The sequence below is a fragment of the Sphaerisporangium sp. NPDC049457 genome, assembly GCF_055586705.1.
Genome location: NZ_JBVJHR010000005.1, coordinates 327,478 through 353,601 on the forward strand (window position 1 = coordinate 327,478; position 26,124 = coordinate 353,601).

A 26,124-nucleotide genomic window follows, 5' to 3' on the forward strand; every position below is an offset into this window, starting at 1 on the left:
CGGGTCCCGTGACCCGATTTCGAGGGTGGGCGGGGTGCTGGGTAGGGTTTGAAGCTCTACCAGTTGTAGTACAAGGAGACCCTGCTCCGTGTCCACCGTGTCCCTGAGGTCACGTGCCGTCGTCGCCGCGCTGCTGGTCATGGCGGCTCTGGCGGGATGCGCCGGCAGCCAGGGATCATCCCAGCCGCAGTCCGGCGACACCCGGTTCGTCGCCGGCGACGGCAGCATGCGCGTGGTGCCCGCCGCCGAGCGGCAGGCGGCCCCGCCGATCGAGGGGCGGACGCTGGAAGGCGAAGACGTCTCTCTGGCCGCGCACCGGGGCGAGGTCGTGGTGCTCAACTTCTGGGCCTCCTGGTGCGGACCCTGCCGCGGAGAGGCCCCCATCCTCAAGGACATCGCGGCCAGGACCAAGGGCCTCGGCGTGCGGTTCCTCGGTGTGGACGCAAAAGACGACAAGGCCCAGGCGCTGGCCTTCCAGCGCACCCAGCAGCCGGGGTACCCCAGCCTGTACGACCAGCCGGGCAAGGTGGCGCTGGCCTTCCGCGGCATGGTCAACCCCGCGGCGATCCCCTCCACGCTCGTGCTCGACCGGCAGGGCCGGGTCGCGGCCAGGGCGCTCGGAGAGGTGCGCCACTCCGACCTGCTGAGCGTGGTCACCAAGGTCAGCGATGAGAAGTAGCCGCCGCACCGGCGCGCGCCCCGGCCGTCGGGGTGCGCCGTGAGCGGCTTCGCGAACACGGTCATGGCCGGCTCGCTGCTGCTCGCCGTGCCGGTGGCGCTGGCCGCCGGCCTGGTGTCGTTCCTGTCCCCGTGCGTGCTGCCCCTGGTGCCCGGCTACCTGTCCTACGTCACCGGCATGAGCGGCAGCGACCCCGGGCGCGGGCGCATGGTCGCCGGCAGCGCCCTGTTCGTCCTCGGCTTCTCCCTGGTCTTCGTGGCCGGCGGCGCGCTGTTCGGCGGCCTCGGCGCGCTTCTGCTCGGCAACGCCGAGGTGATCACCCGTGTGCTGGGCGCGCTGACGATCGTGCTCGGCCTGGCCTTCCTCGGCCTGGTGCCGGGGCTGCAGCGGGACGTGCGCATCCACCGCTTCCCCGCCGCGGGCGTCGCGGGCGCGCCGCTGCTCGGCGTCGTCTTCGGCCTCGGCTGGACGCCGTGCATCGGCCCCACGCTGTCGGCCGTGCTCACCCTCTCCCTCGACCAGGCCAGCGCGGCGCGCGGCGCCCTGCTCGCCTTCGCCTACGCCCTCGGCCTGGGCGTCCCCTTCGTCGTGGCGGCCCTCGCCTACCGCAAGGCCATCCAGACGTTCAAGTCGATACGCCGCCATTCGCGGCTCATCACCCGCGTCGGCGGCGCCATGCTGGTGGTCGTCGGCGTGCTGCTGGTCTCCGGCCTATGGGGCCAGTTCATCGCCGGCCTGCAGGGCTGGGTGGGCGCGTTCGAGCCGGTGATCTGATGACGACGACCGAACAGACCGAGGCCGGGCGGGCGCGCCCGGCCGGGCTCGGGCCGGTGGGATGGCTGCGCTGGGCCTGGCGCCTGCTCACCTCGATGCGCACGGCGCTGATCCTGCTGTTCCTGTTCGCGCTCGCCTCGGTGCCCGGGTCGATCTACCCGCAGCGCTCGATCAGCCCCGACCAGGTCGCGCGGTACTTCAAGGACAGTCCCGGCGCGGCGGCGTGGCTCGACCGGCTGTGGCTGTTCGACGTGTTCACCTCGCCGTGGTTCGCGGCGACATACCTGCTGCTGTTCGTCTCCCTCGCCGGCTGCGTGATCCCCAGGGCGGCGAGCCACCTGCGCGAACTGCGGCGCAAGCCTCCGGCGGCGCCGCGCAACCTCTCCCGGCTGCCGCAGCACGCCAGTTTCGAGGCCGCAGGGGTCACCGTGGAGTCCGCGGCGAAGGCGCTGCGGGCCAGGCGCTTCCGCACCGTCTCAGGGCCGGGCTGGGTGGCCGCCGAGAAGGGCTACCTGCGCGAGACCGGCAACCTGCTGTTCCACATCGCGCTGCTCGCCCTGCTGCTCGCGGTCGGCGCCGGCGGCCTGTACGGCTACCGCGGCAACGTGCTGCTGGTCGAGGGCAACGGCTTCGCCAACACCGTCTCGGCCTACGACAGGTACATCCCCGGCCAGCGGGTCACGGCCGACTCCCTGGAGCCGTTCTCCTTCACGCTGCGCGACTTCCAGGCAACCTACGTCGCCGCGGGCGAGCGCCGCGGCCAGCCGCTGGACTACTCGGCGCGGCTCTCGGTGTCGGACCGCCCAGGAGCGCCCGAGCGGCCCTACGACCTGCGGGTCAACGAGCCGCTGGAGGTCAACGGCACCCAGACCTACCTGCTCGGCCACGGGTACGCCCCGGTGTTCAAGGTGCTCGACGGCAAGGGGCAGGTCGCCTTCGAGGGCCCGGTGCCGTGCCTGACCGCCGACCAGGCGACCTACACCTCCGAGTGCGTGATCAAGGTGCCGGACGCCCAGCCGCGGCAGCTCGGCTTCCTGGTGCGCTTCCTGCCGACGACCGTGCCGGCCCAGGACGGCACGTACGTGTCGATCTTCCCGGGCGCGGCGAACCCAACGGCGCAGGTGTTCGCGTTCTCCGGCGACCTCGGCATGGACTCCGGGCGGCCGCAGTCGGTGTACCAGCTCGACACCAAGAATCTCAAGCCCCTGGTCATGGGGCTGAAGACCAAGCCGCTCGCCGTCGGAGAGACCCTCACGCTGCCCGAGGGCGCCGGTTCGATCCAGCTCAGCGGCGTGCGCGAATGGATCAGCCTGCAGATGGCCTACGACCCCGGCCGGCTGCCGGCGCTGCTCGCGGCGGCCCTGGCCGTGCTGGGGCTGGTCCTGTCGCTGACCGTCCGCCGCCGCCGCGTGTGGGTGCGGGTGGCCGAGACCGGCGAGGGGGCCCGCACGGTGGACGTCGGCGGGCTGACCCGCACCGAGGGCGGCGACGCCGGGTTCGCCGAGGAGTTCGCGCAGATCGTCACGGCCCTGCAGGGAGCGCCGGCCGACCGGTCCGAGCCGTCACAGGGCCCTGGAACGGGGCAGGCCGCCTCACCGCAGGAAGCCTCATCGCAGCAAGCCTCGCCGCAGGAAGCGGAGGGCGGCCGCGCCGCGCCGTCGCAAGGAGCCGAGGCCGCTCAGGCCGCCTCGCCGCAAGGAGTCAAGGATGCCCACTGACGTCAACGCGGGGCTCGCCACGCTCAGCGACCAGCTGATCCTGGCGACCGTCCTGCTGTACGTGTTCGCCATGATCGGGTACGCGCTCGACCTCGGCTTCGGCCGGGCCCGCGGCGCCGGCCGTCCGGTCGCCGCCGCGACGGGCGCGAAGGCCGGCGTCACGGTGCGGGCGGGGACGGGGGGCGCCGTCCAGACGCTCGACCGCCCGCGGGACGGCGGCACGGGCGAGGGTGACGCCTCCGAGGACGCCGCCGCGCCCGGCGGCGCGGCGGACCGTCCGGCGGGCGGGTCGCCGCCGGCCTGGGCGGCGCGCGCGGGCGCCTTCGCGGTCGCGCTCAGCGGCCTCGGCTGGGCCGCCCACCTCGGCGCGATCATCACCCTGGGCGTGGCCGTGGGCCGCTGGCCCTGGGGCAACATGTACGAGTTCGTGGTGGCGATCTGCTTCGCGGCCGTGACGGCGTTCCTCGTCATGCAGGCGCGCCAGCCGGTGCGCTTCCTCGGCGCCTTCGTCTCGCTCGCCGCGGCGCTCGGGCTCGGCTTCGCCGTCCGCTACCTGCACGTCCAGGCCGGGCCGGTCGTGCCCGCGCTGAACTCCTACTGGATCGCCATCCACGTCACCGCGGCGATCTGCGCGAGCGGGCTGTTCATCCTCGCCGGCGTCGCGGGCGTGCTCTATCTCATGCGCGGGGAGGGGCCCTCGCGGCTGCCCGGCCGGGCGGAGCTCGACCAGGTCGCCCACCGCGCCATCGTGATCGCCTTCCCGATCTGGACGTTCGCGGTGATCGCGGGCGCCCTGTGGGCCGACAAGGCGTGGGGACGCTACTGGGGCTGGGACCCCAAGGAGGTCTGGTCGTTCATCGCCTGGATCGCCTACGCGGCCTACCTGCACGCCAGGGCCACCGCCGGCTGGCGGGGAAGGGCCGCGGTGATCGTGCAGCTGGTCGCCTTCGGCTGCCTGCTGTTCAATCTGGTCGGGGTGAACATCTTCCTGTCGGGCCTGCATTCCTACGCGCAGGTGCCCTGACCCCTGAACCTCCCCTGACGGTGCCGTCCGCCCCCTAGGCGGGCCTCCCGTGCCGCTTGTGACATCCGGCACGGGAAGCGCCACGGCACCGTTTCAGGGTGTCCAGGTGGAGCTCAGTCGTCCTCTTGGCGGAGGCGACGGTCGAGGTCACGGAGGAAGTCGGGGTCGTCGTCGGGGCCTCGGGGCACGGAAGGGCGGGGGCCTGGGCGGCCCGTGCGCTGCCGTTGGACGGCCTGGTGGCTGAGCGGGCGGCCGAGGAGCAGCCACAACACGCCGCCGAGGTCGGGCAGGAGGACGACGATGAGGACCCACAGGAGCTTGGGCAGGTTCCGCACGTCGCCTTCCGGCGTGGTGATCACGTCGAAGAGGCAGTAGAGCCAGAAGGCTAACAACGCCAGGCCGAGAAGCACGCTAGGCATGTCCGCAGGGTATGCCATCCGACGGTAGATCGTGTCCAGCCCGGCATCACGGGGCCCTCCGAACCATCTCCGTCGGACATTACGGATGACTCGCGGGCGGGCTCGTCGTACGGTGGACCGTGACCACGCTTCGCGGATGGAGAGGTGTGCCGATGCGCGCGTTCGCCCGGGCCCGCTGGGCGCGGCCTTGACGGCGTTCCCCGGCGACAAGGGGCGCCATCGCAGAGGGCCGCGCTGGCGGCAGCGGGGGTCGTACGCCTTCCCCTACCGCGGTGACACGCCCCGCGAGGGCGCCGCCGACACCCCCGACGCCGAGCGCGCCGATGCCCCGCGCGAGGGCCGCGCCGAGCACCGCGACGGCGGCCGCCCCGAGTCGTTCCGCGAGACCCGCGCCGACCTCCGCGACGGCGGCCGCAGGGCCGGCCGCCGCGAGAGCAGGGCCGACTCGTTCTTCGGCGGCGAGCGGCCGCACGCCGACGCGGGGCGGGCCGTCACCGCCCCGGTCGTCGACCGGCCGCAGTACATCTGGCGCGACTTCGAGCTGGACGACGAGCCGCCGCTGGCGCAGCCGAACTCCCCTGACACGCCCGACCTCGGCGACGGCCTCAAGCACTGCGGCCCGCTGGAGCAGATCCTGTACCGCCAGTGGGACGCCGCCGAGGGCCCGCCGTCCGCGGACGTCGTGCGCGCCGTCGACAGCCTGGCCCGGCTTCCCGAGCGGTTGAAGGCGCTCCTGGCGGTCGGGCTCGACGGCATCTACGTCGGGCCGGGCGGGGTGCCCGATCTGGACGACATGGGTTATCTGAGGGGCGCGCCGCTGCCTTCCGGCAAGGCGACGTGGGATGTCTGCGCGGGGGCCTACGGCGACCGCAAGATCGTGGTGGGCGACCGTCCCTCGCCGACGCCCGACGTGATGATGCACGAGACCGGTCACGCCCTGGACGACATCGACTCCGCGCCGGGCGAATGGGTGTCCGACTCGCCGGAGTTCGCCGCCCTGTACGACGAGTGCGCGCCGCTGTTCGCGTCGGCGTTCCACAAGCAGCCGGGCGGGCTCGGCCGCAAGGAGTTCTTCGCCGACGCCTTCGCCGCCATCGCCTCCCGGCAGCGGCCGGCGCTGGTGGACATGCTGGACGGGGACACGCGCGCGGCGCTCAATGTCATGCTGTTCTTCAACCGGCGCTACGGAATCTAGGTGGTCCGTCATGTACGTCATCCGGCTCGCCGACGGGACGTTGCGGATACCGCGCACTCTGACGAGCGACGACGGCCGCCTGATCGGCAACGCCTATGTGGAGCTCGCCCCGAGCGACCCCGAGTACGCGCGATGGCTGCCCGAGTCGATCACCGAGGAGCAGGAGGCCGAGCGGCGCAGGCGCTGGCGCGACGACAACGACGATCTGGAGCGGGAGTTCCTGGCCTTCAAACAGTCGCAGGCGGGCTCCGACCGGTGAGCGCGGGCTACAACGTTGAAAAGGGGCGGCGGCGCGTCGCGCCGAGCCGCGTGCGAGAGTTCCGCGCGTCCGCACGGAGAACGCCGGAGAGATCGGGCCCGAAATAGAGGTAAAGGCGCGACCCAAAAAAGAACAGTGACCCTGCGGCTTCCGGGGGGCACGCAGGATCACCGATGGTGCATGGTGAGCGCCGAGTTCGCCGTGCCCTGCGATGGACGCCAGGGCCGGCAGGCTCTCACCCGAACATCAAACACGCGGTGAGTCGCCGCTCGGCCGTTCGGCCGTGAGGACTTCCTCGCCACGCAGGAGAGCGTGCACCTCCGACTCGCGGAAACGCCGGTGCCCTCCGGGGGTACGGATGCTACTGATGCGGCCTGCGGCCGCCCAGCGCGTCACCGTTTTTGGATCGACCCGGAAGAGGGCGGCAACCTCTCCGGGGGTCAGCAGGCGCTCGCTGCTACTCTCCACAATCTCTCCCCCTCGCATCCCGCGTCCTGAAGCGGGCGGACAGGTATCCAGTTTGCCGAGCGAAAACTGATATATCCGTGATTTACATCCAATGATCACGGGTTGTTATCAGCTGACTGCCCGTTTGTTATATGATAGAGCCTCTTTGGGGCGCTCGTGGGTGTTTCTTTACATAAGCGCCGTGATGGGAACACTAGCAGTGCTCGCTCCCGATGCGAAGTGAGCGCTGTATAGCTCGCGCCCGAAATCGGCTCCCCCTGCCGGGGCGGCCCTCGTTGGACGCCCCCACCGGCACGTGACGTAACCTCGACGTTGTGCGTCCGTTTCTCGTTTACACCGCGTCACGGCTGGGTCTGTTCGCCGTCACCCTGGGTGTGCTCTACCTGATCGGCCTCCACGACGTCCTGTGGCTCATCGTGATCAGCTTCGTGATCAGCGGCATTGCCAGCTACGTGCTGCTGTCCAAGCAGCGAGACGCGGTGAGTGAGCAGATCAGCAAGGGCCACAGGGGCTAGGGGAGCGGGAACATGCCGACCCGGGCATGGTACTCGTGTCCGAGGTGCGTGGTGTCGCTTCCGACGAGAAGGCCGCCTTTGTGCGCGAGGAACGCTTTGACGCCGATGCCCCGGTCACGGGTCGGGTTCCAGCCGAGCGCCCTGCCGGTCGAGGGGTGAACGGCCCCGATGCCGGGCCGCGCCACGGCCCCCGGCCCCGCCGAGTCCGAGCCCTTCGGGTTGTTCAGCCAGCGCTGATGACCGCCGACGTACACCGCCGCCCCGGTGACCGCCACCGAGTACAGCGAGTCACCGCCGGTGTGGTTGACCCACGTGGGCCGGACGGCGTCCCCGTGAGAATAGGTCTCGAAGCGGGCCGCTGAATCGCACAGCTTGCGCGGGCCCTTGGCGCCGCCTGTCGTCACCACGACGAAATACTGCCCATCAGGTGAGAAATCCAGCCCTCGCACGTAAGAAGGGAACACCTCTTTACACGCGGCGGCGTACGACTCGGTGTGCCAGTCGGTTACCGAAGGCCGCGCGGCGGCGATGTCGATGAGCCCCACCTGAGGCCGGCGGCGGCCGTCCAGGGTGGTGAACGAGCCGTCCACCGCGAGCCGGTCGCGGGCGGCGGCCATCGCGGAGATCCGCACCTCGCCACCGAGGCCAACTCCTGGGGTGACGGTGAACGAGGGGTCGACCGTGCCCGTGGCAGGGTCGACCCTGGCCAGAGCGGTGCGCAGCACCCGGCCCACGCCGGTGAAGTCGCCGCCGACGTACAGCCGGCCGCCGTGCAGCACGAGGCTCGTGACGTCGCCGCCGCTGACCGGAGCCGAGAACCCGGGGACCGGCGAGCCGTCGGCGACCCTGAGCCGCGCCAGCCCCCGTGCCGGCGCGCCGCCGGCCGAGACGAACGCGCCGCCCGCGTACACCGTGCCGCCGGGGCCGGCGGCCAGCGCGTTCACCGGGCCGTCGACGCGCGGCGCGAAGCGGCGGTCGACCCGGCCGGTGGCCAGGTCGAAGGCGAAAAGGTTGCTCCTCGGCAGGCGGGACGAGCCGCCGGGCTCGCGCACCTGGCCGAAGGACCCGCCGACGATCACGGTGCGCCCGACGAGGGCGAAGGCGTTGACGATGCCGTCGAGCACATGCGGGGTGAAGGCCACGGGGTCGGCCGAGACCACGCGCGGATGGGCCACGCCGCCGGCGGAGGCGGGGGAGCCCGGGAGCAGGACGAGGGCCCCGGCGAGCAGTGAGGCCGTGATTGCGGTCGACCCGCGGGTCGACATTCGGGCGAACATCCACCAAGGTCTAGCAGACGTAGGGTGATCGGGCGGCTACTTTGGGTGGATGGGTGGGAGACCACTAAGCTTGTCGCCATGACGCGTGCCTCCCTGGACAAACAGCCGCACGAGGTGGCGGCGATGTTCGACCGCACGGCCCGGCGCTACGACTTGGTCAACGACGTGCTGTCCCTCGGCCAAGACCGCATCTGGCGCAAGGCCACGGCCGCCGCGGTGGACGCCGGTCCCGGAGAGCTCGTGCTCGACCTCGCGGCCGGCACCGGCACCTCGACCGACGCCTTCACCGGCCTCGGCGCGCGGGCCATCGCGTGCGACTTCTCCCTCGGCATGCTCCGCACGGGCGCGGCCAGGCGCGGCGGCTCGGGCCTGTCCGGCGGCGGGGTGCGCGGAGTCACGTTCGTCGGGGGCGACGCGCTGAAACTTCCATTCGCCGACGACGTCTTCGACGCGGTGACGATCTCCTTCGGCCTGCGCAACGTCAACGACACGGTGGGCGCGCTGCGCGAGATGCTCCGGGTGACGCGCCCGGGCGGGCGGCTGGTGGTGTGCGAGTTCTCCCGGCCGACGATCAAGCCGTTCGAGCTGGTGTACACGCAGTACCTGATGAAGCTGTTGCCGCCGGTCGCGCGTGCCGTGAGCTCCAATCCCGACTCCTACGAATATCTGGCCGAGTCGATCCGCGCCTGGCCCGACCAGCGGGCTCTGGCCGGCCTGGTCGCCGAGTCCGGGTGGCGGGGCGTCCAGTGGCGCAATCTCTCTCTGGGCATCGTGGCCTTGCACCGTGCGGTTAAGCCGACCGCGGGTGAGTAGGTAAGCTCCATCTGACAGCAGGCAGGGAAAAAGGGTTAGACTTCCGCCGACAAGTTTGTGAAGTTGTTCACAAAGGAACGAAGGCCCCCGATCCCGAGGCCCTCGACATCCACGACAGGACAGGTCCCGTGAGCGAGTCAGCCCCCGCGGTGGACGCCGACGTCATCGTCGTCGGCGCCGGGCCCGCAGGTTCGACCACGGCCTTCTACCTCGCGCAGGCCGGCTTGGACGTGCTGCTGCTGGAGAAGACGCGTTTCCCGCGAGAGAAGGTCTGCGGGGACGGCCTCACTCCCCGCGCGGTCAAAGAACTGATCGACATGGGCGTCGACATCGACGCCCCCGGCTGGATCAGGAACAAGGGGCTGCGCGTCATCGGCGGCGGCCTGCGCCTCGAACTGCCCTGGCCCGAGCTGTCGAGCTACCCCGGCTTCGGCCTGGTGCGCACGCGCATGGACTTCGACCAGATCCTCGCCGAGCACGCCGAGCGCGGCGGCGCCACCGTGCTGCAGGGCGTCAACGTCACCGGGCCCGTCCTCGACCCGCGCGGCGGCCACATCATCGGCGTCACCGCCAAGAAGGACGGCGAGCCGGTCACCTACCGTTCGCGCCTGGTCGTCGCGGCAGACGGCAACTCCACGCGGATGTCCCTGGCGATGGGCCTGCACCGGCGCGACGACCGCCCCATGGGCGTCGCCGTGCGCACCTACTTCACCAGCCCCCGGCACGACGACGACTGGCTGGAGTCGTGGCTGGAGCTGTGGGACACCGACGACGACGGCCAGGCCCGCCTGCTGCCCGGGTACGGCTGGGTGTTCGGCGTCGGCGACGGCACCAGCAACGTCGGGCTCGGCCTGCTCAACACCAGCGACGCGTTCCAGCACCTGGACTACCGCGACCTGCTGCGCCGCTGGGTCAAGAACATGCCCTCCGAGTGGGGCTTCTCCGAAGAGAGCATGACCGGGCCGATCCGCGGCGCCGCGCTGCCGATGGCCTTCAACCGCCAGCCGCACTACACCCGCGGCCTGGTGCTGGTCGGCGACGCCGGCGGCATGATCAACCCGTTCAACGGCGAGGGCATCGCCTACGCCATGGAGACCGGCCGCATCGCCGCCGAGACGATCGTCACGGCGCTGTCCGGCCTCACCCCCGCGCAGCGCGAGCGGGTGCTGCGTGCCTACCCCCAGACGCTCAAAGACGTCTACGGCGGTTACTACACGTTGGGAAGGCTGTTCGTCGAGGCCATCGGCAAGCCGGGCGTCATGGGCTTTCTCACGCGGCACGGTCTGCCACATCCCACTCTGATGCGGTTCGCTCTGAAACTCCTTGCTAATCTCACGGACCGGCGGGGCGATGCGACAGACCGGATCATCAACGCCCTGTCCAAGGTCACGCCACCGGCATGACACAGCACCCGGAACGAAGATCGATGATCGCCCTGCCTAGACTCGTCAACCGATCGAAGAATGCCATAGCGCTCAGAGGGGACGCATAAGCGATGGAACTGTACGTGCCGATCCTGGTGCTCGCGGTTCTCGCGGCGGGCTTCGCCGTCTTCTCCGTGGGAATCGCGCCCTTCACCGGCCCCAAGCGCTGGAACCGCGCGAAGCTCGACGCCTACGAGTGTGGCATCGAGCCCACGCCGCAGCCCGTCGGCGGCGGCCGGTTCCCCCTGAAGTACATGATCACGGCGATGCTCTTCATCGTGTTCGACATCGAGATCATCTTCCTTTATCCGTGGGCGGTCGCATTCGACAAGCTCGGGGTCTTCGGGCTGGTCGAGATGGTGCTGTTCATCGTCACCGTGCTGGTCGCGTACGCCTACGTGTGGCGTCGCCGCGGCCTGGACTGGGACTGAGAGGCAGCGTGCCGGAGGCGCGCGAGAGGAAGCACTGAGATGGGTCTCGAAGAGAAACTGCCCAGCGGGTTCGTCCTGTCCACCGTGGAGCAGGCGGCCGGGTGGGCGCGGAAGAACTCCGTCTGGCCGGCCACGTTCGGCCTGGCATGCTGCGCCATCGAGCTGATGGCCACCGGCGGCCCCAACCACGACCTGGCCAGGTTCGGCATGGAGCGCGCCTCGGCGTCCCCCCGCCAGGCCGACCTGATGATCGTGGCCGGGCGCCTGTCGCAGAAGATGGCGCCGGTGCTGCGCCAGATCTACGACCAGATGGCCGAGCCCAAGTGGGTCATCGCCATGGGCGTCTGCGCGTCCAGCGGCGGCATGTTCAACAACTACGCGATCGTGCAGGGCGTCGACCACGTCGTGCCGGTGGACATCTACCTGCCCGGCTGCCCGCCGCGTCCCGAGATGCTCATCGACGCGATCGTCAAGCTGCACGACAAGATCCAGAACATGAAGTTCGGCGCGCACCGCGCCAAGCAGATCGACGAGCTGGAACTGCGGGCTCTGCGGTCGCTGCCGCTCATCGATCAGGGGACCTCGAAATGAGCACTGACAACCTGCCCGGAGTGCCCGAGGAGCCGATCGCCCGCCGCGGCATGTTCGGCGCCGCCGACTCCGGCGACACCTCCGGATACGGCCGCCTGGTCGTCCGCCGGCCTCCGCCGCTGTCGAGCGCCAGGCCCTACGGCGGCTACTTCGACGACGTGGCCGACGCCCTTGAGCGCGCCGCCGGGGACGCCTACGCCGGCATGGTCGAGCGCGTGGTCGTCGACCGCGGCGAGCTGACGATCCACGTGGCGCGCGAGCGGCTCGCGGAGGTCATGAGCCACCTGCGCGACGACCCTGAACTGCGGTTCGAGCTGTCGCTCGGCGTCTCGGGCGTGCACTACCCCGAGGAGACCGGCGCCGAGCTGCGCGCGGTGTATCACCTGTGCTCGATCACCCATAACCGGCGCATCCGTGTCGAGGCCTCGTGCCCCGCCGCAGATCCGCACATTCCGTCCACGGTTTCGGTGTACCCGACGCACGACTGGCACGAACGCGAGACCTACGACTTCTTCGGCATCGTCTTCGACGGCCACCCCGCCCTCACCCGCATCGAGATGCCCGACGACTGGGACGGCCACCCGCAGCGCAAGGACTACCCGCTCGGCGGCATCCCGGTCCAGTACCGCGGCGCCACCATCCCCTCGCCGGACAACAGGAGGTCGTACGCATGACCGCCATCCACGACGGTGAGACCGCCCAGGGCGAGCAGGACGTCACCGAGGGCACGGTCTACAACGTCAACGGGCAAGACTGGGACCAGGTCGTCCAGGCCGTCGCCGAGTCGTCCGAGGAACGCCTGGTCATCAACATGGGCCCCCAGCACCCGTCCACCCACGGCGTGCTCCGGCTGGTGCTGACCCTCGACGGCGAGACCGTCACCGAGGCCCGCACGGTGATCGGCTACCTGCACACGGGCATCGAGAAGAACATGGAGTTCCGGACGTGGACCCAGGGGGTCACGTTCGTCACCCGCATGGACTACCTCTCGCCGATCTTCAACGAGACGGCGTACTGCCTGGCGGTCGAGAAGCTCCTCGGCATCACCGACCGGGTGCCGCTGCGCGCGCAGACCATCCGGGTCATGATGATGGAGCTCAACCGCATCTCCTCCCACCTGGTGGCCATCGCGACCTTCGGCCTCGAACTCGGCGCCACGACGCCGATGCTGTTCGGGTTCCGCGAGCGTGAGATGGTGCTCGACCTGTTCGAGTACATCACCGGCCTGCGCATGAACATGGCCTACGTCCGCCCCGGCGGTGTGTCGCTCGACCTGCCGGCCGGCGCCGTCGACAAGATCGGCGAGTTCCTCAAGGTCATGCCGGGCCGCATCAAGGAGATGCGCAAGCTGCTGGACGCCAACCCGGCCTACACCCGGCGCACCAAGGACGTCGCCTACCTCGACCTGACCGGCTGCATGGCCCTGGGCATCACCGGGCCCATGCTGCGGGCGGCGGGCCTGCCGTGGGACCTGCGCAAGTCGCAGCCCTACTGCGGCTACGAGACCTACGACTTCGAGGTGCCGACCGAGACGTCCTGCGACGTCTACGGCCGCTACCTGGTGCGCGTGGCCGAGATGGAGGAGTCCCTCAAGATCATCGGCCAGTGCCTGGACCGGCTGTCGGGCTCCGAGCTCAAGGGCAAGCCCGTCATGATCGAGGACAAGAAGATCGGCTGGCCGTCGCAGCTCGCGCTCGGCCCCGACGGACTCGGCAACTCGCCCGACCACATCGCGCACATCATGAGCAGCTCCATGGAGGCGCTCATCCACCACTTCAAGCTGGTGACCGAGGGCTTCCGGGTGCCGGCGGGCCAGGCGTACGTGCCGGTCGAGTCGCCGCGCGGCGAGCTCGGCGCGCACGTCGTGAGCGACGGGGGCACCCGCCCCTACCGCGTACACTTCCGCGACCCCTCGTTCACGAACCTGCAGGCCGTGCCCGCGACCTGCGAAGGCGGCATGGTCGCCGACGTCATCGCCGCGGTCGCTTCCATCGACCCGGTCATGGGAGGTGTGGACCGGTGACGACCTATTCGCCGGAAGTCCGCGAGCGTCTCGAACGCGACGCGAAAGAGATCATCGGACGTTACCCGAAGAGCCGCTCGGCGCTGCTGCCGCTGCTGCACCTGGTGCAGGCCGAGGACGGCTACGTCTCGGACGCCGGCCAGGAGTTCTGCGCCGAGATGCTCGGCCTCACCAAGGCCGAGGTCGTGGGCGTGTCGACGTTCTACACGATGTACAAGCGCAAGCCCGCCGGGGAGTTCCACGTCGGCGTCTGCATCAACGCGCTGTGCGCGATCATGGGCGGCGACCAGATCTGGGACGAGCTCACCGAGCACGTCGGCGTCGGCAACGGCGAGACCACCTCCGACGGCAAGGTCTCGCTCGAACGGCTCGAATGCAACGCGGCCTGCGACTTCGCGCCGGTCATGATGGTCAACTGGGAGTTCTTCGACAACCAGAACCCCGAGTCCGCCAAGCAGCTGGTCGACGACCTGCGCGCCGGCAAGGAGGTCGCGCCCAGCCGCGGCCCCGGCCGCCTGTGCTCGTTCAAGGAGGCCTCGCGCGTGCTCGCCGGCCTGCCCGACGGCCAGGCCGGCGACGGCCCCTCGGCCGCCGGCCCCTCGCTGGAGGGCCTCAAGATCGCCAAGGCGAACGGCTGGACGGCACCGAAGGGGGCCTCGGAATGACGACTCTGACTCCGGTCCTCACCGCGAACTGGGATCGGGCGGACTCCTTCACCCTCCAGGGATACGGCGAGTACTCCGCCGCCAAGAAGGCGCTGGGCATGGACCCCGACGCCATCATCAAGGCGGTCAAGGACTCCGGCCTGCGCGGCCGGGGCGGCGCCGGCTTCCCGACCGGCATGAAGTGGGGCTTCATCCCGCAGGGCGACGGCAAGGCGCACTATCTGGTCGTCAACGCCGACGAGTCCGAGCCGGGCACCTGCAAGGACATCCCGCTGATGATGGCCAACCCGCACTCGCTGGTCGAGGGCGTCATCATCACGGCCTACGCCATCCGCGCCAACCAGGCCTTCATCTACGTGCGCGGCGAGGTGCTCCACGTCATCCGCCGGGTGCAGGCCGCCGTGCGCGAGGCGTACGAGAAGGGCTACCTCGGCACGAACATCTTCGGCTCCGGCTACGACCTGGAGCTCATCGTGCACAGCGGCGCCGGCGCCTACATCTGCGGCGAGGAGACCGCGCTGCTCGACTCGCTGGAGGGTTACAGAGGCCAACCTCGGCTCAAGCCCCCCTTCCCCGCGGTCGCGGGTCTTTACGCGTGTCCCACCGTCATCAACAACGTCGAGTCGGTCGCCAGCGTTCCCAGCATCATCGGAAACGGCGCCGACTGGTTCGCCTCGATGGGCACCGAGAAGTCCAAGGGCTTCGGCATCTTCTCGCTGAGCGGCCACGTCACCCGTCCCGGGCAGTACGAGGCGCCGCTGGGCATCACCCTGCGCGAGCTGCTCGACATGGCGGGCGGCATCCGGGCGGGCCACCGGCTGAAGTTCTGGACGCCGGGCGGGTCCTCCACGCCGATCTTCACCGACGAGCACCTGGACGTGCCGCTCGACTTCGAGTCGGTCGGCGCCAAGGGCTCGATGCTCGGCACCCGCGCGCTGCAGATCTTCGACGAGACCACCTGCGTGGTGCGCGCCGTCCTGCGCTGGACCGAGTTCTACGCGCACGAGTCGTGCGGCAAGTGCACCCCCTGCCGCGAGGGCACCTACTGGCTCAAGCAGGTGCTCAAGCGTCTGGAGAAGGGCCAGGGCACCGAAGAGGACCTGACCACCATCACCGACATCGCCGACAACATCCTCGGCCGCTCGTTCTGCGCCCTCGGCGACGGCGCGACCAGCCCGATCCACTCGTCGGTGAAGCACTTCCGCGACGAATACCTCAAGCACTTCGAGATCGGCGGATGCCCCTTCGACCGGGCGGCGTCCACCGTGTGGGGGGCCTCCGCATGACCGTTCAGACATCCTCGGCAGGGCCGGTCGAGCAGCCGGTGGACATGCTGACCCTCACCATCGACGGCTTCCAGGTCAGCGTTCCGAAGGGCACCCTGATCATCCGGGCGGCCGAGCTGCTGGGCATCCAGATCCCGAGGTTCTGCGACCACCCGCTGCTCGAACCGGCGGCCAACTGCCGCCAGTGCCTGGTGGACATCACCGACGCGGGCAACGGCCGCGGCTTCCCCAAGCCGCAGCCGTCCTGCGCCATCGAGGTCGCCGAGGGCATGGTCGTGCAGACCCAGCTCACCTCGCCGGTCGCCGAGAAGGCCCAGCGCGGCGTCATGGAACTGCTGCTCATGAACCACCCGCTCGACTGCCCGGTCTGCGACAAGGGTGGCGAGTGCCCGCTGCAGAACCAGGCCATGTCCAACGGGCAGGGCGAGACCCGGTTCCACGAGAGCAAGCGCACCTTCGAGAAGCCCATCCCGCTGTCCACCGAGGTGCTGCTCGACCGCGAGCGCTGCGTCCAGTGCGCCCGCTGCATCCGCTTCTCCGATGAGATCGCCGGCGACCCGCTGATCGACTTCTTCGAGCGCGGCGCCGCCGAGCAGGTCGGCGTCGCCGACGGCGAGCCGTTCCAGTCGTACTTCTCCGGCAACACCATTCAGATCTGCCCGGTGGGCGCGCTCACCGGCGCGGCGTACCGCTTCCGCGCCCGGCCGTTCGACCTGGTGTCCACGCCGAGCGCCTGCGAGCACTGCGCGAGCGGCTGCGAGCTGCGCACCGACCACCGCCGCGGCCGGGTCACCCGCCGCCTGGCGATCGACGACCCGCAGGTCAACGAAGAGTGGAACTGCGACAAGGGCCGCTGGGCCTTCTCCTACACCACCGCTCCCGACCGCCTGTCGACGCCGCTGGTCCGCGACGCCGAGGGCTACCTGCGCCCCGCCTCCTGGCCTGAGGCCCTGACCGCCGCCGCCGAGGGCCTGGCCCGGGCGCGCGGCAGGGCCGGGGTGCTGGTCGGCGGCCGGGTGACCGTCGAGGACGCCTACGCGTACGCCAAGTTCGCCCGGGTCGCGCTCGGCACCAACGACGTCGACTTCCGCTCCCGTCCTCTGTCGGAGGAGGAGTCGGCCTTCCTCGCGCACGCGGTCGCGGGCAAGGGCATCGAGGTCTCCTACGCCGATCTTGAGAAGGCCCCGGCCGTCCTGCTCGTCGGGTTCGAGCCCGAGGAAGAGTCGCCGATGGTCTTCCTGCGCCTGCGCAAGGCGTGGCGCAAGCGCGGCCTGAAGGTCTTCTCGATGGCGCCGTTCGCCGCCCCCGGCCTGGCCAAGATGGGCGGCACGCTCGTGCGCACGCTGCCCGGCGCCGAGGCCGAGGCCCTGGGCGAGCTGATCTCCGGCTCCTCGCCCGCGGCCGACGCGCTCAAGCAGCCCGGCACGATCATCCTGGTCGGCGAGCGGCTCGCGACCTCCCGGGGCGCCCTGTCCGCCGTCGTGCGGCTCGGCGCCACCTCCGGCGCGCGGCTCGCCTGGGTGCCCCGCCGGGCCGGCGAGCGCGGCGCCATCGAGGCCGGCGCGCTGCCGAACCTGCTGCCGATCGGCCGTCCGGTCTCCGACGAGACCGCCCGCGCCGAGGTCGCCCGCGCCTGGAACGTCGCCTCCCTGCCCGAGACCCCCGGACGCGACACCGGCGCCATCCTCGCCGCGGCGCTCACCGGCGACCTCGACGCCCTGGTCGTCGCCGGCGTGGACCCCTACGACCTGGCCGACCCCGAGGCGGCGCTCGCCGCCCTGGAGAACACCCCGTTCATCGTCTCGCTGGAGATGCGCGCCAGCGCCGTCACCGACCGGGCCGACGTGGTGCTGCCCATCGCGGCCGTCACCGAGAAGAGCGGCACGTTCGTAGACTGGGAGGGACGGGGCCGCTCGTTCGAGCGGGCGATCGAGGTGCCCGGTCTGATGAGCGACCTGCGCGCCGTCGCCGCGCTCGGCGACCACATGGACGTCCACCTGGGCCTGCCCGACGCCGCCGCCGCCCGCCGCGAGCTCGCGGCCATCGGCGCCTGGCGCGGCCCGCGCGCGGGCGCCCCGAGCGTCACCGGCGGCACCCACACCGACCCCGCCGCGGGCGAGGCCGTCCTGGCCACCTGGCACCTGCTGCTGGACTCCGGCCGGCTGCAGGACGGCGAGCCCTACCTCGCAGGGACGGGCCGGGCCGTGGAGGCGCTGCTGTCGGAGGCCACCGCCGCCGAGATCGGAGCGCTCGACAGCGGTAAGGTCACGATCACCACGGAAGGCGGCGCCGTCACGCTGCCCGCGCGGGTGGCCGACCTGCCCGATCGCGTCGTGTGGGTGCCGGCCAACTCCGCCGGCTGCTCGGTCACCCGGGACCTGCGCGCCGTGGCCGGTGACGTCGTCAAGATCGGGAGTGCCTCGTGAGCGGGACACCCCGCGCGGTGGGCGCAGTGGCCTGCGGGGCGCGCGCCGCCCGCGCAGCGAATGAGGAGTTGGTGAGCGACCAATGACAGGGCCTCTGCTCGTCGCCGATCCGGCCGGGCCCACCCTGGCCGACTTCGGCAAGGATCCCTTGTGGATCTCCATCATCAAGGCCGTGTTCATCTTCGTGTTCCTGATGCTGGGCGTGCTCTTCGGCGTGTGGACCGAGCGCAAGCTCATCTCGCGCATGCAGCACCGCTACGGCCCCAACCGCGCGGGCAAGTTCGGCCTGCTGCAGTCGGTGGCCGACGGCATCAAGATGGGGCTGAAGGAGGACATCCTCCCGAGGACCGTGGACAAGCTCGTCTACATCCTGGCCCCGATCATCATCGCGGTGCCCGCCTTCCTGTCGTACTCGATCATCCCCTTCGGGCCGATGGTGTCGATGTTCGGCGTGCGCACCCCGCTGCAGCTCACCGACCTGCCGGTCGCGGTGCTGCTGGTGCTGGCCATGGCCTCCATCGGCGTGTACGGCATCGTGCTCGCGGGCTGGGGCTCGCGCTCGCCGTACGCCGTGCTGGGCGGCCTCCGCTCCACCGCGCAGGTCATCTCCTACGAGATCGCGATGGGCCTGTCGTTCGTGGCGGTGTTCCTGTTCGCGGGCACGCTGTCCACCTCCGAGATCGTGGCCAAGCAGGCCTCCGGCGGCACCTGGGCGCTCGGCGGGCTGGAGATCCCGCTGCCGTCGTGGTACGCGATCCTGCTGATCCCGTCGTTCCTGATCTACGTGATCACGATGCTCGGCGAGACCAACCGCGTGCCCTTCGACCTGCCCGAGGGCGAGGGCGAGCTGGTCGGCGGCTTCCACACCGAGTACTCCTCCTCGCTGAAGTTCGCGATGTTCATGCTGGCGGAGTACGCCAACGTGTTCACGGTGTCCGGCCTGTGCATCACGCTGTTCCTCGGCGGCTGGCGCGCCCCGTGGCCGATCTCGCTGTGGGACGGCGCCAACGTGGGCTGGTGGCCCATGCTGTGGTTCTTCGTCAAGCTCGTGCTGGTGTTCGCGTTCTTCATCTGGGTGCGCGCCTCGCTGCCGCGCATCCGCTACGACCAGCTCATGCACTTCGGCTGGAAGGTCCTGATCCCGCTGAACCTGGCGTGGATCCTGCTGGTGGCCACCGTGCGCGCCACCCGCGTCGCCGCCGACCAGCGCAACCTGGTGCTCATCATCGCCGCGATCGTCGTCGTCGGATGCCTGGCGATCTACTTCCGGTTCGACACGGTCAACCAGCGGCGCAGGGAAGCCCAGGCGGCGGAGGTGCAGGCCGACTTCGAGCGGCTGCGCGACGAACCCACCGCCGGCGGGTTCCCGGTGCCGGCCCTCGACCTGCCGCACTACCACGGCGTCAACGGACGCAAGGAGGTCCCCAGTGGGACTAACTGATTTCCTGAACCCCGTGAAGGGGTTCGGCGTCACCTTCCACCACATGTTCAAAAAGCCGGTGACGGTGAACTACCCCGAGGAGAAGAAGCCCACCGCTCCTCGGTTTCACGGCCGCCACCAGCTGAACCGCTGGCCGGACGGGCTGGAGAAGTGCGTCGGGTGCGAGCTGTGCGCCTGGGCCTGCCCCGCTGACGCCATCTTCGTGGAAGGCGCCGACAACACCGACGACGAGCGTTACTCGCCGGGCGAGCGGTACGGCCGTACCTACCAGATCAACTACCTGCGGTGCATCCTCTGCGGCCTGTGCATCGAGGCGTGCCCGACACGCGCGCTCACGATGACCAACGAGTACGAGCTCGCGGACTCGAGCCGTGAGAGCCTCATCTACACCAAGGAGATGCTGCTCGCGCCGCTGGGTCCCGGCATGGAGACGCCACCGCACCCCATGCGCCTCGGCGAGACCGAAGAGGACTACTACCGGTTGGGCCGTAGCAATGGGTGAAACGATCACGTTCTGGGTGCTGGCCGTCGTCTCGGTGGCCGCCGCGTTCGGGCTCGTCTTCAGCCGCAAGGCGGTGTACTCCGCGCTCATGCTGGGCGTCGTGATGCTGTCGCTGGCGGTGCTCTACGCCGTGCAGGACGCCCCGTTCCTCGCCGTGGTGCAGATCATCGTCTACACCGGCGCGGTCATGATGCTCTTCCTGTTCGTGCTGATGCTGGTCGGCGTCGACTCCTCCGACTCCCTGGTCGAGACGATCAGGGGTCAGCGCTTCTGGGCCTTCGTCGCCGGGCTCGGCTTCGCCGTGCTGCTGGCGGTCGGCATCGGCAACGCCGTGGTCGGCGACACCGTCGGGCTGAGCGGGGCGGTCAGCGCCGAGGGCGGCAACGTCCCGACGCTCGCCGGCCTCATCTTCACCCGCTACGTGTTCGCGTTCGAGGTCACCTCCGCGCTGCTCATCACCGCCGCGCTCGGCGCGATGGTGCTGGCGCACCGCGAGCGCAGCACGCCCAAGCCGACGCAGAAGGACCTGGCGCGCGCCCGGTTCCTCGGCGAGCACCCGACCCCGCTGCCGGGGCCGGGCACCTACGCGCGGCACAACGCGATCGACATGCCGGCCCTGCTGCCGGACGGCACGGTCTCCGAGCTGTCGGTCAACCGGGTGATCGCCCGCCACGACGTCGAGGACGGCCACCTGCCCGACAACCCCCGGCTGGCCGAGGCCATCAGGAAGGTCGCCGAGAGCGGCGTCCGCACCGAGCAGCCGAAGGTCGTCCAGGCGGTCGCCGAGGCCCCCGAGGTCCCGGTCGCGGCGCAGGAGAAGCCCAAGGCCGCCCAGACGGCCGGCCCGGCCGCGGACCGCCCCCTCGAGGAGGAAGGCAAGTGACCACCCACTACCTGGTGCTCTCCGCGCTGCTGTTCGCCATCGGCGCCGTCGGCGTTCTGGTACGCCGCAACGCCATCGTCGTGTTCATGTGCGTGGAGCTGATGCTCAACGCGTGCAACCTGGCTTTCGTCACCTTCGCCCGGCAGCACGGCAACCTGGAGGGGCAGATCATCGCGTTCTTCGTGATGATCGTGGCCGCCGCCGAGGTCGTCGTCGGTCTCGCGATCATCGTGACGATCTTCCGAACCCGCAGGTCCGCGTCGGTGGACGACGCCAACCTGCTGAAGTACTAAGAGGACGCCGTGGAAACCGCTGCTGAGATCGTCCAGCACTCCGGTGGAGTGATCGGCCTGTCCTGGCTGGCGATCGCCCTGCCCCTGCTGGGCGCGGCGATCCTCCTGCTGGGCGGCCGCCGCACCGACCGCTGGGGCCACCTCCTCGGCGTCGCCATGTCGCTGGCGTCGTTCGTGGTGGCCGTGCTCGTCTTCTTCGAACTGCTCGGCTTCGGGGCCGAACAGCGCCGCCGCGTGGTGGAGCTGTACGACTTCGTGCCGGGCGGCTCCATCGACGTCAAGATGGGCCTGCTGCTGGACCCGCTGTCGATCTCGTTCGCCCTGCTGATCACCGGTGTCGGGTCGCTGATCCACATCTACTCGATCGGCTACATGGCGCACGACCCGAACCGGCGGCGGTTCTTCGCCTACCTGAACCTCTTCGTCGCCGCGATGCTGCTGCTGGTGCTGGCCGACAACTACCTCGGCCTGTACGTCGGCTGGGAGGGTGTGGGCCTCGCGTCCTACCTGCTCATCGGCTTCTGGCAGCACAAGCCCACGGCGGCCGCCGCGGCCAAGAAGGCCTTCATCGTCAACCGCGTCGGCGACATGGGCCTCGCGCTCGGCATCTTCGTCATCTTCACGACGTTCGGCACCGTGGCCTTCGGCCCGGTCCTGTCCAACGTGCCGCAGGCGTCGCAGGGCACCCTGACCCTGATCGGCCTCGCGCTGCTGCTCGGCGCGTGCGGGAAGTCGGCGCAGCTCCCGCTGCAGTCCTGGCTGCTGGACGCGATGGAGGGCCCGACCCCGGTCTCGGCCCTCATCCACGCGGCCACGATGGTCACCGCCGGCGTCTACCTCGTGGTGCGTTCTGGTCCGATCTACGTCGGAGCGCCGACCGCGGCCCTGGTCGTCACCATCGTCGGCGTCGCCACGCTGCTCGCCGGTGCGATCATCGGTACCGCCAAGGACGACATCAAGAAGGCCCTCGCCGGGTCGACGATGTCGCAGATCGGCTACATGATGCTCGCCGCCGGCCTCGGCCCGGTCGGCTACGCCTTCGCCATCGCCCACCTGATCGCCCACGGCTTCTTCAAGGCCTCGATGTTCCTCGGCGCGGGCTCGGTCATGCACGCGATGAACGACGAGGTCGACATGCGCAAGTACGGCGGCCTGGCCGGCAAGATGCGCATCACCTGGGCCACGTTCGGGCTCGGCTACCTGGCGATCATCGGCTTCCCGCTGCTGTCCGGCTACTGGACCAAGGACGGCATCATCGAGACCGCGATGGAGCACAACCCGATCCTCGGCTGGCTGGCCGTGATCGGCGCGGGCATCACCGGCTTCTACATGTCGCGCCTGTTCTTCATGACCTTCCACGGCAAGCCGCGCTGGGAGAAGGACGCCCACCCGCACGAGTCCCCGGCCGTGATGACCTGGCCGCTGATCCTGCTGTCGATCGGCTCGGTCTTCGGCGGCGGGTTCCTCATCGCGGGCAACCGGTTCATGGAGTTCCTGGCCCCGGCCGTCGGCCGTCCCGAGGAGCTGCCGGCCTTCCACCCGTTCAGCGTCACCGGCCTGGCGACGCTGGCGCTGGTCGCGGTCGGCGTGGCCTTCGCCTGGATGCGGTACGGCAGGGCCGACGTCCCGGCCGTCGCCCCGCGAGGGTCGTTCCTCACCGTCTTCGCCCGTCGTGACCTGTACGGCGACGCGATCAACGAGGCGCTGTTCATGCGCCCCGGCCAGTGGCTGACCCGGCTCGCGGTGTTCTTCGACAACCGCGGCGTCGACGGGCTGGTCAACGGCCTGGCGGCGCTCATCGGCGGCACCTCCGGGCGCCTGCGCCGCGTCCAGACCGGGTTCGTCCGGTCGTACGCCTTGTCGATATTCTTCGGTGCCGCCCTCCTGGTCGGCGCATGGTTCGTCGTAGGGAACCTGTGATGCCCTGGCTCTCAATCCTGATGGGCGTGCCCGTGGTGGGCGCGCTGGCGGTGGCGGCGGTGCCCAAGGGCAACGACAAGCTCGCCAAGCAGCTCACGCTCGCGGTCTCGCTCGTCGTGCTGGTGCTCACGCTCGCCATGGCGGCCCAGTTCGAGCCGTCCGGCGCCCGCGACCAGTTCAGCGAGGTCTACTCCTGGATCCCGTCGTTCGGCGTGCACTACGCGGTCGCGGTCGACGGCATCGCGCTGGTGCTCATCGCGCTCGCGGTGGTGCTGGTGCCGATCGTGGTGCTGGCCTCCTGGCACGACGCCGAGCGGCCCGACGCCAAGCGGTCGGTCAAGACCTACTTCGCGCTCATCCTGGTGCTCGAAGCGATGATGATCGGCGTCTTCGCGGCGACCGACGTCTTCCTGTTCTACGTGTTCTTCGAGGCCATGCTGATCCCGATGTACTTCATGATCGGGTCCTACGGCGGGGCGCAGCGGTCCTACGCGGCCGTGAAGTTCCTGCTGTACTCGCTGTTCGGCGGCCTGCTCATGCTGGTGGCCGTGATCGCGCTGTACTCGATCGCGGGCAAGGGCACCTTCCTGCAGCCCGAGCTCATCGGCGTCATCAAGGACCCGGCCACGCAGAAGTGGCTGTTCCTCGGCTTCTTCATCGCCTTCGCCGTCAAGGCGCCGCTGTGGCCGTTCCACACCTGGCTGCCCGACGCCGCCGCCCAGGCGCCCGCGGGCGCGGCCGTCCTGCTCGTCGGCGTGCTCGACAAGGTCGGCACCTACGGCATGCTGCGCTTCTGCCTCGAACTGTTCCCCGACGCCGCGAAGTTCTTCACGCCGCTGGTGATCGCGCTCAGCGTCATCGGCATCGTGTACGGCGCCATCGTGGCCATCGGGCAGACCGACATGAAGCGGCTCATCGCCTACACGTCGATCTCGCACTTCGGCTTCATCACCATGGGCGTCTTCGCGATGACGGCCGACGCCGGCTCGGGCGCCACGCTGTACATGGTCAACCACGGGTTCTCCACCGGCGCGCTGTTCCTGCTCGCCGGGTTCCTGATCAACCGCAGAGGGTCGCAGTTCATCGCCGACTACGGGGGCGTGCAGAAGGTCGCCCCCGTGCTGGCGGGCACCTTCCTGGTCGCCGGTCTCTCGTCGCTGTCGCTGCCGGGTCTGTCGACCTTCGTCAGCGAGTTTCTCGTCCTGATCGGCACCTACGAGCGCTACGTCGTGCCGAGCATCATCGCGCTGTCCGGCATGGTCCTCGCGGCCATCTACATCCTGTGGATGTACCAGCGCATGATGACCGGGCCGACGGCCGAGTCGGTCAAGGCGCTGCCCGACCTGAACCTCCGCGAGAAGGTCGTCGTGGCCCCGCTCATCGCGCTGCTCATCGGCTTCGGGTTCTTCCCCGGGCCGCTGCTCGACGTGATCAATCCGGCGGTCAAGCAGACCCTCACCAGCGTGCAGGCGCCGCAGTTCACCCCCGCCATACCCGCGACCGCTGAGAAGAAGGGGTCAGGCCAGTGAGCACGCTCACGCTCGCCGCCGCCGCGATCGAGGCGCCGAAGATCGAATACGGTGAGCTCGCGCCGATGCTCATCGTCTTCGGCGCGGCGATGATCGGTGTCCTGGTCGAGGCGTTCACGCCCCGTTACCTGCGCAAGTCCATCCAGATGCCCATCACCGTCCTGTCGATGGTCGGCGCGTTCGCGCTGACCGTCTGGCAGGGCGTCCAGGGTGCGCACAACGCCGCCGCCATGGGCGCCGTCGCCGTGGACGGGCCGTCGCTGTTCATCTGGGGCGCCATCCTCCTGCTCGCCATCGTGTGCGTGCTGCTGATCAACGACGACGACCAGTTCGTCGCGCAGGCGGCGGCCGTCCCCGGCAGCGCCGAGGAGGACCAGGCGCTCTCCGAGGGCGGCGCGCACACCGAGATCTACCCGCTGGTGCTGTTCGCCGTCGGCGGCATGATGCTCTTTCCCGCCTCGAACGACCTGCTGATCATGTTCGTGGCCCTTGAGGTCATGTCGCTGCCGCTGTACCTGCTGTGCGGCCTGGCCCGCCGGCGCCGCCTGCTCTCGCAGGAGGCGGCGATGAAGTACTTCCTGCTCGGCGCGTTCTCCTCGGCGTTCTTCCTGTACGGCACCGCGCTGCTCTACGGGTTCGCCGGGTCGGTGGACCTTCGGGTCATCTCCGACGCGCTCGCCAACGTCGGCGGCAAGGACAGCCTGCTGTTCATGGGCGCGGCGACGCTGGGCGTCGGCCTGCTCTTCAAGATCGGTGCGGCGCCGTTCCAGGCGTGGAAGCCGGACGTGTACCAGGGCTCGCCCACGCCGATCACCGCGCTGATGGCCTCCGGCACCCTGATCGCGGCGTTCGGCGCCCTGCTGCGGGTGTTCTGGGTCGCGCTCGGCAACCTCGACACCGAGTGGACCCCGGTGCTGTGGGGCGTCGCCATCCTCACGATGGTCGTCGGCGCCGTGCTCGCGATCACCCAGACCGACATCAAGCGCATGCTGGCCTACTCGTCGATCGCGCACACCGGCTTCCTGCTCACCGCGGTCGTCGCCACCGGCAAGCAGGAGCAGAACGCCGACGCCCTGTCGGGCATCCTGTTCTACCTCGTCGCCTACGGCTTCGCCACGGTGGGCGCGTTCGCGGTCGTCACCATGGTGCGCGACCCCGGCGGCGAGGCGGGGCACCTGTCCCGCTGGGCCGGCCTCGGCAAGCGCTCCCCGCTGCTCGCCGGCATCTTCGCGCTGTTCCTGCTGGCCTTCGCCGGCATCCCGCTCACCTCCGGGTTCTTCGGGAAGTACGCCGTGTTCGCCGCAGCGGTCTCGGGCGGGGCAGTTCAGCTGGTCATCGTGGGTGTTGTGACGTCGGCCATGGCCGCGTTCTTCTACGTCCGCGTGATCGTCTTGATGTTCTTCAGCGACCCGGCGCCCGAGGGCCCGACCATCGCCATCCCCAGCATGGGGACCGCGGCTGTGGTCACGCTCTCCGCGGCGGCTACCGTAGTGCTCGGGGTCTTCCCGCAGCCGGTGCTCGACCTCGCGCACACGGCCGCGCAGTCGCTGTTCGTTCGTTAGGAGTAAT

Annotated in this window: 26 protein-coding genes; 23 read left to right on the forward strand and 3 right to left on the reverse strand. The window is 70.2% G+C overall.

Going from position 1 to position 26,124, the window contains the following annotated elements; translation table 11 throughout:
• Positions 1–88: 88 nt before the first annotated feature.
• The 4 genes from ACZ6QO_RS10830 to ccsB all read left to right on the forward strand — a co-directional run bounded on the left by ACZ6QO_RS10830 (position 89) and on the right by ccsB (position 4,195).
• Complete coding sequence (locus tag ACZ6QO_RS10830; RefSeq protein ID WP_465849638.1) at positions 89–679, forward strand: TlpA family protein disulfide reductase; 591 nt, start codon at positions 89–91, stop codon at positions 677–679.
• 63 nt (positions 680–742) lie between these two features.
• Positions 743–1,453, forward strand: a complete 711-nt coding sequence (locus ACZ6QO_RS10835) for a cytochrome c biogenesis CcdA family protein (RefSeq protein WP_465849702.1) — start codon at positions 743–745, stop codon at positions 1,451–1,453.
• On the forward strand, positions 1,453–3,171 hold the full coding sequence (gene resB, locus ACZ6QO_RS10840; protein WP_465849639.1) for a cytochrome c biogenesis protein ResB: 1,719 nt from the start codon (positions 1,453–1,455) through the stop codon (positions 3,169–3,171). Before ACZ6QO_RS10835 ends, resB begins: the two co-directional genes overlap by 1 nt.
• The gene (gene ccsB / locus ACZ6QO_RS10845) at positions 3,161–4,195 is read left to right on the forward strand and encodes a c-type cytochrome biogenesis protein CcsB (RefSeq protein ID WP_465849641.1); all 1,035 of its coding nucleotides are present in this window, start codon (positions 3,161–3,163) and stop codon (positions 4,193–4,195) included. Before resB ends, ccsB begins: the two co-directional genes overlap by 11 nt.
• Positions 4,196–4,308: 113 nt before the next feature.
• On the opposite strand, the gene ACZ6QO_RS10850 is transcribed toward ccsB, so the two are convergent.
• Positions 4,309–4,614, reverse strand: a complete 306-nt coding sequence (locus ACZ6QO_RS10850) for a PLDc N-terminal domain-containing protein (protein ID WP_465849642.1) — start codon at positions 4,612–4,614, stop codon at positions 4,309–4,311.
• Between the two features lie 187 nt (positions 4,615–4,801).
• Here ACZ6QO_RS10850 and ACZ6QO_RS10855 point away from each other — a divergent pair, with 187 nt between their 5' ends.
• Both ACZ6QO_RS10855 and ACZ6QO_RS10860 read left to right on the forward strand, forming a co-directional pair.
• Entirely contained in the window at positions 4,802–5,809 is a 1,008-nt protein-coding gene (locus ACZ6QO_RS10855) for a hypothetical protein (protein ID WP_465849644.1), read from the forward strand.
• Positions 5,810–5,819: 10 nt separating this feature from the next.
• A complete protein-coding gene (locus tag ACZ6QO_RS10860) occupies positions 5,820–6,068 on the forward strand; it encodes a hypothetical protein (RefSeq protein ID WP_465849645.1) in 249 nt (82 codons plus the stop codon).
• Between the two features lie 246 nt (positions 6,069–6,314).
• Here the strand turns inward: ACZ6QO_RS10860 and ACZ6QO_RS10865 are convergent, their stop codons facing one another.
• On the reverse strand, positions 6,315–6,554 hold the full coding sequence (locus ACZ6QO_RS10865; protein ID WP_189165217.1) for a BldC family transcriptional regulator: 240 nt from the start codon (positions 6,552–6,554) through the stop codon (positions 6,315–6,317).
• Positions 6,555–6,850: 296 nt separating this feature from the next.
• Between ACZ6QO_RS10865 and ACZ6QO_RS10870 the strand changes: the two genes are divergently transcribed.
• A complete protein-coding gene (locus tag ACZ6QO_RS10870) occupies positions 6,851–7,051 on the forward strand; it encodes a DUF4229 domain-containing protein (protein ID WP_465849648.1) in 201 nt (66 codons plus the stop codon).
• On the opposite strand, the gene ACZ6QO_RS10875 is transcribed toward ACZ6QO_RS10870, so the two are convergent.
• Positions 7,048–8,328, reverse strand: a complete 1,281-nt coding sequence (locus ACZ6QO_RS10875) for a delta-60 repeat domain-containing protein (RefSeq protein ID WP_465849649.1) — start codon at positions 8,326–8,328, stop codon at positions 7,048–7,050. The genes ACZ6QO_RS10870 and ACZ6QO_RS10875 overlap by 4 nt on opposite strands.
• A 78-nt stretch (positions 8,329–8,406) precedes the next feature.
• On the opposite strand from ACZ6QO_RS10875, the gene ACZ6QO_RS10880 reads away from it, so the two are divergent.
• From ACZ6QO_RS10880 to nuoN, 16 genes are all read left to right on the forward strand, one after another.
• The gene (locus ACZ6QO_RS10880) at positions 8,407–9,141 is read left to right on the forward strand and encodes a demethylmenaquinone methyltransferase (RefSeq protein ID WP_465849650.1); all 735 of its coding nucleotides are present in this window, start codon (positions 8,407–8,409) and stop codon (positions 9,139–9,141) included.
• Between the two features lie 128 nt (positions 9,142–9,269).
• A complete protein-coding gene (locus tag ACZ6QO_RS10885; RefSeq protein WP_465849651.1) occupies positions 9,270–10,544 on the forward strand; it encodes a geranylgeranyl reductase family protein in 1,275 nt (424 codons plus the stop codon).
• 92 nt (positions 10,545–10,636) lie between these two features.
• On the forward strand, positions 10,637–10,996 hold the full coding sequence (locus ACZ6QO_RS10890; RefSeq protein WP_036325316.1) for an NADH-quinone oxidoreductase subunit A: 360 nt from the start codon (positions 10,637–10,639) through the stop codon (positions 10,994–10,996).
• Positions 10,997–11,035: 39 nt separating this feature from the next.
• The gene (locus tag ACZ6QO_RS10895) at positions 11,036–11,587 is read left to right on the forward strand and encodes a NuoB/complex I 20 kDa subunit family protein (protein WP_248962236.1); all 552 of its coding nucleotides are present in this window, start codon (positions 11,036–11,038) and stop codon (positions 11,585–11,587) included.
• Positions 11,584–12,261 carry an NADH-quinone oxidoreductase subunit C gene (locus ACZ6QO_RS10900; RefSeq protein WP_465849653.1) on the forward strand — a complete coding sequence of 226 codons (678 nt, stop codon included), beginning with the start codon at positions 11,584–11,586 and terminating at the stop codon, positions 12,259–12,261. The genes ACZ6QO_RS10895 and ACZ6QO_RS10900 overlap by 4 nt, the downstream gene beginning before the upstream one ends.
• Positions 12,258–13,610: an NADH-quinone oxidoreductase subunit D gene (locus ACZ6QO_RS10905; protein ID WP_465849655.1), complete on the forward strand. Its 1,353-nt coding sequence runs from the start codon at positions 12,258–12,260 to the stop codon at positions 13,608–13,610. Before ACZ6QO_RS10900 ends, ACZ6QO_RS10905 begins: the two co-directional genes overlap by 4 nt.
• Positions 13,607–14,275, forward strand: coding sequence for an NADH-quinone oxidoreductase subunit NuoE (gene nuoE, locus ACZ6QO_RS10910; protein WP_465849656.1), 669 nt, complete (start codon positions 13,607–13,609; stop codon positions 14,273–14,275). The genes ACZ6QO_RS10905 and nuoE overlap by 4 nt, the downstream gene beginning before the upstream one ends.
• Positions 14,272–15,561: an NADH-quinone oxidoreductase subunit NuoF gene (gene nuoF / locus ACZ6QO_RS10915; protein ID WP_465849657.1), complete on the forward strand. Its 1,290-nt coding sequence runs from the start codon at positions 14,272–14,274 to the stop codon at positions 15,559–15,561. The genes nuoE and nuoF overlap by 4 nt, the downstream gene beginning before the upstream one ends.
• Positions 15,558–17,987, forward strand: a complete 2,430-nt coding sequence (locus ACZ6QO_RS10920; RefSeq protein WP_465849658.1) for an NADH-quinone oxidoreductase subunit G — start codon at positions 15,558–15,560, stop codon at positions 17,985–17,987. The genes nuoF and ACZ6QO_RS10920 overlap by 4 nt, the downstream gene beginning before the upstream one ends.
• Before the next feature lie 82 nt (positions 17,988–18,069).
• Positions 18,070–19,428: an NADH-quinone oxidoreductase subunit NuoH gene (gene nuoH / locus ACZ6QO_RS10925; RefSeq protein WP_465849660.1), complete on the forward strand. Its 1,359-nt coding sequence runs from the start codon at positions 18,070–18,072 to the stop codon at positions 19,426–19,428.
• Entirely contained in the window at positions 19,415–19,930 is a 516-nt protein-coding gene (gene nuoI, locus ACZ6QO_RS10930) for an NADH-quinone oxidoreductase subunit NuoI (RefSeq protein WP_465849661.1), read from the forward strand. Before nuoH ends, nuoI begins: the two co-directional genes overlap by 14 nt.
• Entirely contained in the window at positions 19,923–20,813 is an 891-nt protein-coding gene (locus ACZ6QO_RS10935) for an NADH-quinone oxidoreductase subunit J (protein ID WP_465849662.1), read from the forward strand. The genes nuoI and ACZ6QO_RS10935 overlap by 8 nt, the downstream gene beginning before the upstream one ends.
• Entirely contained in the window at positions 20,810–21,106 is a 297-nt protein-coding gene (nuoK, locus tag ACZ6QO_RS10940) for an NADH-quinone oxidoreductase subunit NuoK (RefSeq protein ID WP_354837848.1), read from the forward strand. Before ACZ6QO_RS10935 ends, nuoK begins: the two co-directional genes overlap by 4 nt.
• A 9-nt stretch (positions 21,107–21,115) precedes the next feature.
• Positions 21,116–23,026: an NADH-quinone oxidoreductase subunit L gene (nuoL, locus tag ACZ6QO_RS10945; RefSeq protein ID WP_465849664.1), complete on the forward strand. Its 1,911-nt coding sequence runs from the start codon at positions 21,116–21,118 to the stop codon at positions 23,024–23,026.
• Positions 23,026–24,555, forward strand: coding sequence for an NADH-quinone oxidoreductase subunit M (locus ACZ6QO_RS10950; protein WP_465849666.1), 1,530 nt, complete (start codon positions 23,026–23,028; stop codon positions 24,553–24,555). The genes nuoL and ACZ6QO_RS10950 overlap by 1 nt, the downstream gene beginning before the upstream one ends.
• Positions 24,552–26,117, forward strand: coding sequence for an NADH-quinone oxidoreductase subunit NuoN (nuoN, locus tag ACZ6QO_RS10955; RefSeq protein ID WP_465849667.1), 1,566 nt, complete (start codon positions 24,552–24,554; stop codon positions 26,115–26,117). The genes ACZ6QO_RS10950 and nuoN overlap by 4 nt, the downstream gene beginning before the upstream one ends.
• Positions 26,118–26,124 lie beyond the last annotated feature (7 nt).